The sequence below is a fragment of the Curtobacterium sp. MCLR17_058 genome (genome assembly GCF_003234705.2).
Classification (GTDB): Bacteria; Actinomycetota; Actinomycetes; order Actinomycetales; family Microbacteriaceae; genus Curtobacterium; species Curtobacterium flaccumfaciens.
Genome location: NZ_CP126262.1, coordinates 2460701 through 2473108, shown reverse-complemented (window position 1 = coordinate 2473108; position 12408 = coordinate 2460701). Strand labels below are relative to the sequence as shown.

Annotated in this window: 10 protein-coding genes; 8 read left to right on the top strand and 2 right to left on the bottom strand. The window is 70.9% G+C overall.

Annotated elements, in window-relative coordinates; translation table 11 throughout:
- Positions 1–319 precede the first annotated feature (319 nt).
- The 6 genes from mtrA to secA all read left to right on the top strand — a co-directional run bounded on the left by mtrA (position 320) and on the right by secA (position 9034).
- Entirely contained in the window at positions 320–994 is a 675-nt protein-coding gene (gene mtrA / locus DEJ11_RS11675) for an MtrAB system response regulator MtrA (RefSeq protein WP_017888813.1), read from the top strand.
- 5 nt (positions 995–999) lie between these two features.
- The gene (gene mtrB, locus DEJ11_RS11670) at positions 1000–2766 is read left to right on the top strand and encodes an MtrAB system histidine kinase MtrB (RefSeq protein ID WP_258375502.1); all 1767 of its coding nucleotides are present in this window, start codon (positions 1000–1002) and stop codon (positions 2764–2766) included.
- A complete protein-coding gene (locus DEJ11_RS11665) occupies positions 2766–4448 on the top strand; it encodes an LpqB family beta-propeller domain-containing protein (protein WP_111047600.1) in 1683 nt (560 codons plus the stop codon). The genes mtrB and DEJ11_RS11665 overlap by 1 nt, the downstream gene beginning before the upstream one ends.
- A gap of 97 nt (positions 4449–4545) precedes the next feature.
- Positions 4546–5208: a ComF family protein gene (locus DEJ11_RS11660; RefSeq protein WP_146250089.1), complete on the top strand. Its 663-nt coding sequence runs from the start codon at positions 4546–4548 to the stop codon at positions 5206–5208.
- 158 nt (positions 5209–5366) lie between these two features.
- Positions 5367–6077, top strand: coding sequence for a ribosome hibernation-promoting factor, HPF/YfiA family (hpf, locus tag DEJ11_RS11655; protein ID WP_071405776.1), 711 nt, complete (start codon positions 5367–5369; stop codon positions 6075–6077).
- A 170-nt stretch (positions 6078–6247) separates the two neighbouring features.
- A complete protein-coding gene (secA, locus tag DEJ11_RS11650; protein ID WP_110865380.1) occupies positions 6248–9034 on the top strand; it encodes a preprotein translocase subunit SecA in 2787 nt (928 codons plus the stop codon).
- Between the two features lie 143 nt (positions 9035–9177).
- On the opposite strand, the gene DEJ11_RS11645 is transcribed toward secA, so the two are convergent.
- Complete coding sequence (locus DEJ11_RS11645) at positions 9178–9618, bottom strand: Rv3235 family protein (RefSeq protein WP_111104455.1); 441 nt, start codon at positions 9616–9618, stop codon at positions 9178–9180.
- A 118-nt stretch (positions 9619–9736) separates the two neighbouring features.
- Here DEJ11_RS11645 and DEJ11_RS11640 point away from each other — a divergent pair, with 118 nt between their 5' ends.
- A complete protein-coding gene (locus tag DEJ11_RS11640; protein ID WP_110865382.1) occupies positions 9737–11239 on the top strand; it encodes a sensor histidine kinase in 1503 nt (500 codons plus the stop codon).
- A 173-nt stretch (positions 11240–11412) separates the two neighbouring features.
- Here DEJ11_RS11640 and DEJ11_RS11635 read toward each other — a convergent pair whose 3' ends face one another.
- Positions 11413–11661: a WhiB family transcriptional regulator gene (locus tag DEJ11_RS11635; RefSeq protein ID WP_017888820.1), complete on the bottom strand. Its 249-nt coding sequence runs from the start codon at positions 11659–11661 to the stop codon at positions 11413–11415.
- Positions 11662–11922: 261 nt separating this feature from the next.
- Between DEJ11_RS11635 and DEJ11_RS11630 the strand changes: the two genes are divergently transcribed.
- A complete protein-coding gene (locus DEJ11_RS11630; RefSeq protein ID WP_111104453.1) occupies positions 11923–12354 on the top strand; it encodes a hypothetical protein in 432 nt (143 codons plus the stop codon).
- Positions 12355–12408: the final 54 nt, after the last annotated feature.

Sequence of the window (12408 nt, the reverse complement as noted above, 5' to 3'; positions counted from 1 at the left end):
CCACCGGACGGACCGCCCGGTCGCCCCGGACCCGGCCCCGGGGCGGGCTGCGGCGGCACGGAGAAGCGGGGCGGGCCTCCAGGCTGGGGTCCTGGTCCCCGCGCCGGTCCGGACGCCGGCGGCGTCGGCGCACCCTGCTGCCCACCGCCCGGTGTGTGCCAATCGGACATGACTCCAGCCCCCTCGTCGTGTCGGACCGAGCCAGCGATGCACGGTCCACCCCCATCCTGGCGGAAAACCCGGCGCGGCGGGGCCTCGGCTATCGTGTGGGGACACGTGCCGACCACGGCACCCGCACGCCACCCGGAGTCCAGATCACATGACACCGCGCATCCTCGTCGTCGACGACGACCAGGCCCTCTCCGAGATGATCGGCATCGTGCTCCGCTCCGAGGGGTACGAACCCGAGTTCAGCGCCGACGGCAACGACGCCGTCGACGCGTTCCACGCCACCAAGCCGGACCTCGTCCTGCTCGACGTCATGCTGCCCGGCATCGACGGCATCGAGGTGTGCAAGCGCATCCGTGCCGAGAGCGGCACGCCGATCATCATGCTCACGGCGAAGAGCGACACCGCCGACGTCGTCCTCGGGCTCGAGAACGGTGCCGACGACTACGTCGTGAAGCCCTTCAACCCGAAGGAGCTCGTCGCGCGCATCCGGACCCGCCTGCGGCCGAGCGCGTCCGACGCCACCGTGCTGCACGTCGGCGACGTCACGGTCGACGTCGCCGGGCACGAGGTGCGCCGCGGTGACACCGTGATCGCGCTCACGCCGCTCGAGTTCGACCTGCTCCGGGCGCTCGCCGAGAAGCCGAACCAGGTGTTCACCCGCGAGATGCTGCTCGAGCAGGTCTGGGGTTACCACTACAAGGCAGACACCCGTCTGGTGAACGTGCACGTGCAGCGGCTCCGCGCGAAGATCGAGCACGACCCGGACAACCCGAAGACCGTCACCACGGTCCGCGGCGTCGGGTACCGCGCCGGAGGAGCCTGAGCACCGTGCCGCCCTCGACGCGCCCGTCGGGCTCGGCACGCTCGGGCCGGGTCGGCGGCGCCGGCCGGGCCACCGGCGCCGGTGGGTCCGGCGGTGCCGGTGGGGCCGGCAGCACCACCGTCTCGATCGGCGTCGTCGACCGCAGCCGTCGCCGGATGCGGCGCTGGCTCCGACGCGCCTGGCGTCCGATCGCCTACCTGTGGCGGCGCTCGCTCATGTTCCGCTCGGTCGCCATCACCGTGATGACGACCGGGCTCGCGGTGGCGATCATCGGCACCGCGGTCATGGTGAGCATCTCGACGAACGTCTACTCGCAGCGCCGCGACCAGATCGAGTCCGAGTCCGCACGGGCCACCATCGTCGCCCAGGGGATCTTCGACGCGGCCACGGCAGCTGAGGACAACAACCAGTCCGAGCTCGAGACCCTGCAGAACGAGGCCCAGCAGGCGATCCTGTCGAACACGACGAGCCCGGGCGGCACGAGCATCGCCATCGAGCGGAGCCCGGACCAGTCCACCCCGCAGACGCTGCAGACCATCGCCAGCCAGGACTTCCCGGACGCGGTGATCACCGATGCCCTGCGCAAGGAGGTCGCGCAGAACACCGGTCGGCTCAGCCTGCAGCCCGTCGAACTCGACGACGACGGGCGCCGGGTGCCGGGGCTCGCCGTCGGCTCCACGCTGCAGATCCCGAGCGCCGGCCAGTACGAGCTCTACCTGGTCTACGACCTCTCCGACGCGCAGCAGACCCTGGACTTCGTCTCCCAGACCCTCTCCATCGGCGGTGTGGCGCTCATGGTGCTCATCGCCCTGGTCACCTCGCTCGTCGTCCGGCTCGTCGTCGTGCCGATCCGCGGAGCCGCCGAGACGAGCCGGAAGATCGCCGCGGGGCGCCTCGACGAGCGCATCCCGGTGCGCGGCCAGGACGACCTGGCGACCCTGGCACGGAGCTTCAACGGGATGGCCGAGGCGGTCAGCCGCCAGATCACCCAGCTCGCCGAGCTCTCCCGCGTGCAGCAGCGGTTCGTCTCCGACGTGTCGCACGAGCTCCGTACCCCGCTCACCACGATCCGGCTCGCCGGCGACATGCTCTACGACTCCCGGCACGCGTTCGAACCGTCGGTCGGCCGGTCCGCCGAACTCCTGCACGCCCAGGTGGAGCGCTTCGAGATGCTCCTCGCCGACCTGCTCGAGATCTCCCGGTACGACGCCCAGGCGGTGCAGCTCGACACCGCACCCGTCGTGCCGGCCTCCCTCGCCGCGGACATCGTCGAGGAGTTCCGCCCGCTGGCCGAACGCGCCGGCATCGACCTGCAGCTCGCGACCCCCGGCGGCCACACCACGATGCGGCTCGACGCCAAGCGGGTCCGCCGGATCCTGCGCAACCTCGTCGGCAACGCCATCGAGCACGGCGACGCGAAGCCCGTGCAGGTCGTCGTCGACAGCGACGCACGCACCGTCGCCATCGCCGTCCGCGACCAGGGCGTCGGGATGCCGCCGGAGGACGCCGCACGGGTGTTCGACCGCTTCTGGCGGGCCGACCCGAGCCGCAAGCGCACCATCGGCGGCACCGGCCTCGGCCTCGCGATCAGCCTCGGCGACGCGAAGCTCCACGGCGGGCGCATCGACGTGTGGTCCCGACCGGGCGCGGGATCGACGTTCGTGCTCACCCTGCCCCGCAACGAGCAGGGCACCACAGCCACCTCGGCCATCCCGCTGCCCGAGCTCGACGAGTCGTACGACGGCCCCCGCGCCGTGCGAGAGGAGTCCTGATGCGCCACCGGATCCGCCACGTCCTCGCCGTCGCGCTCGCCGCGGTCAGCCTGCTCGCGGTCACCGCCTGCGCGGCCATCCCGACCGACGGTGCCGTGCGCACCGGGCAGACGATCAAGGACGAGTCGCTCTCGGGCGTCGACTTCCGGCCGGACAAGCCGATCACCGGGTCCGACCAGACGGCGATCCTCCGCGGGTTCATCGCCGCCGCCACCGGTGCCCAGGACAACTACGCGATCGCCCGGCAGTTCCTGGCCGCCGACTTCGCCCAGCGGTGGAACCCGCGGCAGGGCGTCACGATCCGGGACGGCAGCGGCACCGTCGAGCGCGCCGACGACCGCGAGCTCACCTACACGATGACGGCCAGCGCCACGGTCGACTCCGACGGGGAGTACACCCAGGCGGTCCGCCCGACCTCGTCGACGCTGACGTTCCAGTTCGTCCGCGAGGACGGCGAGTGGCGCATCGCCTACGCCCCGGACGGCATCATCCTGTCGCCGGTCAGCTTCGAGTCGGTGTTCCAGTCGCACGCCCTGTACTTCTACGACCCGACCTACCGCTTCCTGGTGCCCGACCAGCGCTGGTTCCTCGCTCGGTCCTCCACCAGCACCCGCATCGCCAGCGCCCTGCTCGCCGGCCCCGCCGACTGGCTGAAGGGCGCCGTCGTCTCGTCGTTCCCGGAGGGCACCCAGCTGTCCCTCAACGCGGTGACGATCGACAGCGGCACCGCCCTGGTCGACCTGTCGAGCGACGCCCTGCGCGCGAGCACCGTCGACAAGGTCCGGATGCGCGAACAGCTCAGCAAGTCCCTCGCCTCGGTCGCCACCATCTCGTCGGTGTCGATGACGATCGAGGGCGCGACGCTGTCGGTGCCGGACTCCGGGGGAGCCGACGCCCAGCAGAACCCCGACGTCGACCCCCGACCCCTGGTCGATGAGGACGGCGTCGTCGGCTACGCCGCTTCGGGCACCGGCAAGGTCGCCGAGCTCGGCAGCGGCGTCGGGGCCGCGATCGCCGGCCTCGACCCGACCTCGATCGCCCTGTCGGCGTCCGGCACCACCGCCGCCGTCGGCAACCGGGACGGCGTCGTCGTCGTGCGTGGCAAGGACCGCCTGCGCGTCGACGCCCGCGAGGACCTCGTCGCCCCCGCCGTCGACGACCTCGGCTTCGTCTGGGTGGGGCAGCAGTCCGACACCCGTCACATCACCGCCTACGGCCTCGGCGGCGACCCCCACCAGGTGCGCACCACCCTGCCGCGCGGCGACCTCGTTTCGTTCCAGGTGTCCCGCGACTCCACCAGGGCCCTCGCGCTCATCGAGACCGCGGACGGCCCCGGCCTGTACGTGATGGCGATCATCCGCGGGTCCGACCGGTCACCGACCTCGTTCGGCGCCCCGGTCCGGGTGCAGGCCGCCAGCGGCACCGCGGTCGACGCCACGTGGGTGAACGACACCGACGTCGCCTCGGTCGGGCAGACGCCGACCGGTCCGAACATCGTCCGCACCACCATCGGCGGCAAGTCGAGCACCCTGCCGAAGCCCGACGGGCGCGCCACCGCGATCAGCGGCGGCAGCGGCGGCGCGCTGCTGCTGCGGATGTCGAGCGGCGACGTCCTGCAGTCCACCGGGGGCGGCTGGGACTCGACGGGCGTCACCGCCGACGTGCTCGGCGTCCAGCGCTGACGCCACCGTCCTCCACACCCCACCTGGCCTGGAGGCCCGTCCACCGTCCGGCACGCCGGCCCACCGCCGTCGTCCGGTCACCACCACAGTCGTGGGCATGCCCCCTGACGACGCCCCCACCCCGTGGCGTGACGCCCTGCTCGCCGTGCTCGGGCTCTTCCTGCCGGTCGCCTGCCTGGGCTGCGGCCGCCCGGACCGCGCGCTCTGCCCACCGTGCCGCACGGCGCTCGACGCACGGCCCCGGCGGGTCCGGCTGGTCGCCGGCGTCCGGCTCGACGCGGCCTTCGAGTACGAGGGGCTGGTCCGCACCCTGGTGCTCGAACTCAAGCTCCGGGGCCGGGTCGACGTCGCCCGTCCGCTCGGCGTCCGCTTCGGTGTCCTCGTCCGCGCGGCGCTCGCCGCGGCCCCGGACGGCACCGTGGTGCTCCGGGTGCCGCCGTCCCGCGCGGGTGCCCGACGCCGTGGGTTCGACCCGGTGGTGCTGCTGCTCGCGCGTGGTGGTGTCCGGCACACGGGGCGCCTCGGCCGGACCCCTGCCGGACGACGGCGATCCGGACCGGGGCAGAAGGAGCGGTCGGCGGTGGAACGCGTCGCCGCGACCGTCGGGACCCTGCGGGCGACCGGTGTCGACGGCCGCGACGTCGTGCTCGTCGACGACGTCGTGACGACGGGCGTCACGATGGCCGAGGGCGTCCGAGCGGTGCGGGCGGCGGGTGGTCGGGTGGTGCGCTGCGTCGCCGTGGCGAGCGTCGACGACTGATGATCGGTGAACACCCGGTGGCCGCTGTGTGTCCGGTGAGTGTCCGACGGACTCGCCGCCTCCCCGTGACGCCGAGGGTGCGCCGGGTCTAGCCTCGCGACAAGGCGTTCGGGTCGCCGGACGGAGGCGACGCGCCGACACTGGATGGGAGCCGCCACATGGACGTGACGATCACGGGCCGGAACGTCGGGGTCACCGACCGTTTCCGCACCTACGTCGAACAGAAGTCCGAGAAGATCGACGTGCTCGCCGACCGCGCCCTCGCCTTCGAGGTGCGCATCAGCCGCCACCACGAGAAGTCGAGCGGCAGCCAGGGCGAGGACCGCGTGGAGCTCACGCTGATCGGACCGGGGCCGCTCGTACGGGCCGAGTCCGCGGCGTCGGACAAGTACGCCGCCTTCGACCTCGCCTTCGCGCGGATCATGGAACGCCTCCGTCGGGCGCGTGACCGCCGCAAGGTGCACCACGGTCGGCACCGCCCCACCTCGGTCGCCGAGGCCGCCGGCAGCGGGTTCGACGGCATGGGCGTCGTCCCGGCCGACGGCAAGCTCATCGAGGACGTCGCGACCGGTGCCGTCCCGGTCGTCGATCAAGAGGCCGCCGAGGACGAGAACGAGGTCTACAGCCCGGTCGTCATCCGGCACAAGGTCTTCGAGGCGGCCCCGATGACGGTCGACGACGCCCTGTACTACATGGAACTCGTCGGGCACGACTTCTACCTGTTCCTCGACGCCGAGACCCGCCGTCCGAGTGTCGTGTACCGACGCAAGGGCTGGGACTACGGCGTGATCGGCATCGACGAGGTGCCCGCCGGCCAGGCGCCGGCCGCGGTCGACACCGACGCGGAGCGCGCAGCCGCGATCGCCTGATCCGACTCGGGGCCTCCGGTCCCGCACCGTGTGCGCGGTCCGTTCGCGGGCCGCGCACACCCGTGTCCGCGACAGCCGCGCCGCTCACAGCGCCGCGGGTTCGCGGGTTGCTAGCATGACTGGTCGATCGGGCGTGCAGGTCGCGCGCGACGACCTCGTAAGGAGTTCACGTGGCAAACGTGCTGGAGAAGGTCCTCCGCATCGGCGAAGGACGAACCCTCCGCCGGCTGAAGGCGTACGCCTCGGCCATCAACGACCTCGAGGACGACTTCTCGAGCCTCACCGACGAGGAACTCCACGACGAGACCAAGGAGCTGCGCGAGCGGTACGCCAACGGCGAGACCCTCGACGACCTCCTTCCCGAGGCGTTCGCCGCCGTGCGTGAAGCCGCCAAGCGGACCCTGGGCATGCGGCACTTCGACGTGCAGCTCATGGGTGGCGCGGCACTGCACCTCGGCAACATCGCCGAGATGAAGACCGGTGAGGGCAAGACCCTCGTCGCGACGACCGCCGCGTACCTCAACGCGATCCCGTCGCGCGGCGTGCACGTCATCACGGTCAACGACTACCTGGCGTCGTACCAGTCCGAGATCATGGGCCGCGTCTTCCGCGCGCTGGGCATGACCACCGGCTGCATCATCGCGAACCAGACCCCGGCCGAGCGCCGCGAGCAGTACGCCGCCGACATCACGTACGGCACCAACAACGAGTTCGGCTTCGACTACCTGCGCGACAACATGGCGTGGCAGGCGTCCGACATGGTGCAGCGCGGTCACTTCTTCGCCGTCGTGGACGAGGTCGACTCGATCCTCATCGACGAGGCCCGCACGCCGCTCATCATCTCCGGTCCGTCCTCGGGCGAGGCCAACCGTTGGTTCACCGAGTTCGCCTCGATCGCCAAGCGCCTCACCCCGGGCGAGGACTACGAGGTCGACGAGAAGAAGCGCACCGTCGGTGTCCTCGAGCCCGGCATCGAGAAGGTCGAGGACTACCTCGGCATCGAGAACCTGTACGAGTCGGCGAACACCCCGCTCATCTCGTTCCTCAACAACTCGATCAAGGCCGTCGCCCTGTTCAAGAAGGACAAGGACTACGTCGTGATGAACGGCGAGGTGCTCATCGTCGACGAGCACACCGGCCGCATCCTGATGGGCCGCCGCTACAACGAGGGCATCCACCAGGCGATCGAGGCGAAGGAAGGTGTCGAGGTCAAGGCCGAGAACCAGACCCTCGCAACCGTCACGCTGCAGAACTACTTCCGCCTCTACCAGAAGCTCTCCGGCATGACCGGTACCGCCGAGACCGAGGCGGCCGAGTTCATGTCGACCTACAAGCTCGGCGTCGTGCCCATCCCGACGAACAAGCCGATGCAGCGCATCGACCAGACCGACCTCGTCTACAAGAACGAGAAGGCGAAGTTCGAGCAGGTCGCCGAGGACATCGCGGAGCGCCACGAGAAGGGCCAGCCCGTCCTCGTCGGCACCACGAGCGTCGAGAAGTCCGAGTACCTGTCGAAGCTCCTCGCCAAGCAGGGCGTCAAGCACGAGGTCCTCAACGCGAAGAACCACGCACGTGAAGCCGCGATCGTCGCCCAGGCCGGTCGCTTCGGCGCCGTGACCGTCGCGACGAACATGGCTGGTCGTGGTACCGACATCATGCTCGGTGGCAACGCGGAGTTCCTCGCCGTGCAGGAGATGCACGCCAAGGGCCTGTCGCCGACCGAGACCCCCGACGAGTACGAGGCCGAGTGGGACGACGTGTTCGCCCGCGTCAAGGCCGAGGTCGAGGAAGAGGGCGACAAGGTCCGCGCCGTCGGCGGCCTGTACGTGCTCGGCACCGAGCGCCACGAGTCGCGCCGCATCGACAACCAGCTGCGTGGTCGTTCCGGCCGTCAGGGTGACCCGGGCGAGAGCCGCTTCTACCTGTCGCTGACCGACGACCTGATGCGCCTGTTCAACTCCGGTGCCGCCGAGAGCCTCATGGGCCGCTCGAACGTGCCGGACGACCTGGCGATCGAGAACAAGCTCGTCGGCCGTGCGATCCGTTCCGCCCAGGCGCAGGTCGAGGGCCGCAACGCCGAGATCCGCAAGAACGTCCTGAAGTACGACGACGTCCTGAACCGCCAGCGCGAGGCGATCTACAGCGACCGCCGCCACATCCTCGAGGGCGACGACCTGCACGACCGCGCGCAGTCGTTCCTCAAGGCCGTCATCGACGACGTGATCGACAGCCACACCGGCGAAGGCTCCCCGGACGACTGGGACCTCGACGCCATGTGGACCGAGCTCGGCACGCTCTACCCGATCTCGATCTCCATCGACGAGGTCATCACCGAGGCCGGCTCGAAGGGCAAGGCATCGCGTGACTTCCTGGCCCGCGAGATCCTCTCCGACGCCAAGCTGGCCTACCAGCAGCGCGAGGAGCTCCTCGGCGACGAGGCGATGCGTGAGCTCGAGCGTCGCGTGGTGCTCTCGGTGATCGACCGCCGCTGGCGCGACCACCTGTACGAGATGGACTACCTCAAGGACGGCATCGGCCTCCGCGCGATGGCGCAGCGCGACCCGCTGGTCGAGTACCAGCGCGAGGGCTACGCCCTGTTCCAGACGATGATGGGGCAGATCCGCGAAGAGTCCGTGGGCTACCTCTTCAACCTCGAGGTCCAGGTGCAGTCCGACGGCGAGAACGCGGTGATCGAGGCCAAGGGTCTCGGCGAGGACGAGGTCTCCGGCCTCGAGTACTCGGCACCGTCGATCGACGGCGAGGTCGAGGTCCGCGACGAGAAGGGTCGCCTCGAGCAGGCCGCGACCGCTCGTGCGCAGCGCGCCCAGGCTGAGGCTGAGGCCGAAGCGGTCGCCGAGCCCGAGCAGGGCTCCGCGTTCGGCAACGCGGCCACCGCCTCCGGTCAGGCCGCGGCGAGCAACCGCGCCGAGCGTCGCCAGGCGGCCAAGAAGAACTAGCGACCGCGCGCGAGCGCATCGTGAGCAGGAATGGTCGGGTCCCACGTCGGGACCCGACCATTCCCGCTCACCAGGCGTGACCGACGACGGACGGGAGGCCCGGTGCCAGCTGGCACCGGGCCTCCCGTCCGTCCGCGACCCGGCTACAGGACCCCGATCGCGGTCGCCTGCCAGCGTCCGTGTCGCTCTTCGAGCCGCATGGCGACCGCTCGAGCGTGACTGCGCGTGTGCACGATCACCGTCGCCTCGGCGACGCCCGCCGCGGGGCGGCAGACCAGGACGCTGCCGACCCGGAGCACCGGGCGCCCACGTGCCCGCCGACCGGAGCCCCGGGCGTGCGCTGCCACCGCGGCCCGCTGCTGCAGGTGCCGCTGCACGTCGTCGCTGATCCAGCGGGCGATGCTGTCGACCTCCCGCGCGCCGGTGAGCACCTCCGCGACGCAGAGCCCGAGCGCCCGTGCGGTCGTCGCCGGGTCCGGGGGACCGGTCGCCACGGCGGGCTCCGGCGCCGGTTCGACGATCCGCAGCGGCGGTGGGTGCGCCGTCGTCGTCTCGTGATCGATGCGGCGTGCCTGCTCTGCCACCCCTGCCCCTTCCGTCGTTGGAGCGAGCGTATGGGGCGTGCGACATACGAAATACACACCGGTCTACCCTGTGGAGAGGGCGACGTTCTCCACAAGGCAGCGGACCTAGACTGGGTGGGTGTCGACCCTCAGTGACCTCGTCCTCGCGCAAGGCCGTTCCTCGGAAGCAGACGTGGAGTGGCTCCACCTGCTCGTGGGGGACTGGCAGCTCCTCGCCGACCTGTCCTTCGCCGACATGGTGCTCTGGGTCCCGACCGCCGAGGACGGCTCGTTCGTGGCCGTCGCACACGCCCGGCCGAGCTCCGCGGCGACGCTGTTCTACCGCGACATCGTCGGGCAGGAGATCCGCGAGGAGTGGCGCGGCCAGGTGACCGAGAGCTTCGCCGGATCCCGGGTCGTCGACTCCGCCGAACCGGACTGGTACGAGGACACCCCGACCCGCGTCCGCGCGATCCCGGTGCTCCGCCGCCTGAGCGCGAAGAGCGCCGAGACCACCGAGCGACCGATCGCCGTCGTCACCCGGCACTCCAACCAGGACGAGATGCGGACCCCGAGCCGCCAGGAGCTCAACTTCACCGCGAGCGCGAACGACCTGTTCGGCATGATCGCCACCGGTGACTTCCCCGACCTCGGTGCACCGGCGGGCCCCCGTCGTGGGGCGCCCCGTGCCAGCGACGGTCTGCTGCGGCTCGACACCGCCGGCATCGTCACGTTCGCGAGCCCGAACGGCCTGAGCGCGTTCAACCGCATGGGCTTCGAGGGCGAGCTCGAGCGGAAGTCCCTCGCCGAGGTCACCACCGAGCTCATCGGCGCCCAGCTCGACGTCGACGAGTCCCTGCCGCTCGTCGTCACCGGCCGTGCACCGTGGCGGGCGGACATCGAGTCGAAGGGCGTCACGGTGTCGCTCCGCTCGATCCCGCTCCGCGACCACGGTGAGCGCATCGGTGCCATCGTGCTCTGCCGCGACGTGTCCGAGCTGCGGCACCAGGAGCGCGAGCTCATCACCAAGGACGCCACGATCCGCGAGATCCACCACCGTGTGAAGAACAACCTGCAGACCGTGGCGTCCCTGCTGCGGATCCAGGCGCGTCGTACGCACTCGGACGAAGCGCGGACCTCGCTGCAGAACGCCATGCGCCGCGTCGCCGCCATCGCCGTCGTGCACGACACCCTGTCGAGCGGCCTCAGCCAGACGGTGGACTTCGACGAGGTGTTCGACTCGGTGCTCAAGCTGGTGACCGAGGTCGCCGCGTCGCACAACACCACCGTGCACCCGAAGAAGACCGGCGAGTTCGGGGTGCTGCCGTCGGAGGCCGCGACGCCGCTCGCCCTCGGACTCACCGAGCTCGTGACGAACGCCGTCGAGCACGGGCTGGACGGCCGTGACGGCGAGGTCGAGATCGTCGCCCGCCGCTTCGACGACCACCTGGAGATCGAGGTCCGAGACAACGGCGTGGGGCTCCCCGAGGGCAAGGTCGGCTCGGGCCTCGGCACGCAGATCGTCCGCACGCTCATCCAGGGTGAGCTCGGCGGCACCATCGACTGGCACACCCTGACGGGCAGCGGCACCGAGGTGACGATCACCATCCCGTTCCGCTGGCTGACCGCCCCCGCCGCCTGACGCCGCCCGGCGGTTCGAGTCCGCAAAACACCGGTGTTCACCGGTCGAACACCCGCGTTCCGGTGTTCGATCCGTGAACACCGGTGTCTTGCAGAAACCGCACCGCCCGCACGCACGACGACGCCCGCCGTCCCCGAAGGGACGACGGGCGTCGTGGTGTCAGACGACCGGGGTCAGGACGCGCGGCGAGCGCGGGCGGCGCGACGCTTCAGCGCACGACGCTCGTCCTCGCTGAGACCACCCCAGACACCCGAGTCCTGGTTGTTCTCGAGTGCGTACTGCAGGCACATCTCGGTGACCGTGCAACGCGCACAGACCGACTTGGCCTTCTCGATCTGGTCGACGGCGGGCCCGGTGTTCCCGACGGGGAAGAAGAGCTCGGGGTCTGCGGTGAGGCAGGCAGCCTTGTCACGCCAGTCCATGTGTGGTGCTCCTTGATGTCGATGCTCGAACGGCAGGCCGGGGCCGTGGTTCGGGGGATCGGACCGCTGACCATGCATGCGGCATGGAGGGGACAACTGTGGGGAGGAGTCCGCAGGAAGCGTGTCTGACGCCCGCGAGACGCTCGGGGGAGGAGCGATGAACCACGGGAGACGCACACCACATCGTGCCGTCCAAACGACCTCCAATATCGTTCCATACTGGTAGGGCCAAATCAAGGGTTCCGATGCTGGAGGATCACTGTGCACGACGACACCCCGAACGACACCGAACCCTCCACGCCCGTCGCGCGCCGGTCGCCGGCGATGCTGGGGCTGCTCGCCGTGGTCGGCCTCGAGTTCCTCGCGCTGGTGGTCGTGACCGTCGTCCTGGTCGTCGAACTACTGGTCGCCCCGGCCACGAGCATCGCGTCCGGCATCGCCCTCACCGTCCTCGTCGCCATCGCTGCGCTCTGGCTCGGCGCGCTGCTGAACGGCCTGTGGCAGGGCCGGGCGTGGGTGCGCTCCGGCATCATCGTCTGGCAGGTCCTGCAGGGCGCCATCGCGATCGGGGCGTTCCAGGGCGTCTTCCGCGTCGCCGCGGTCGGCTGGGTGCTGCTCGTCCCGGCCCTGCTCGGCATCACGCTGGTGCTGTCGCGGTCGGTGACGGCCGCGCTCGCGCGTCCGGCCGAGTAGACGGTCTGGTCCGCCACGCACTGGAGGCCCGGTGCCGGTTCTCGGAACCGGCAC

Coding starts and splice junctions, on each gene's coding strand:
- hpf (WP_071405776.1), top strand. CDS start 5,367: ATGGACGTGACGATCACGGGCCGGAACGTCGGGGTCACCGACCGTTTC.
- DEJ11_RS11660 (WP_146250089.1), top strand. CDS start 4,546: ATGCCCCCTGACGACGCCCCCACCCCGTGGCGTGACGCCCTGCTCGCC.
- DEJ11_RS11635 (WP_017888820.1), bottom strand. CDS start 11,661: ATGGACTGGCGTGACAAGGCTGCCTGCCTCACCGCAGACCCCGAGCTC.
- DEJ11_RS11665 (WP_111047600.1), top strand. CDS start 2,766: ATGCGCCACCGGATCCGCCACGTCCTCGCCGTCGCGCTCGCCGCGGTC.
- mtrA (WP_017888813.1), top strand. CDS start 320: ATGACACCGCGCATCCTCGTCGTCGACGACGACCAGGCCCTCTCCGAG.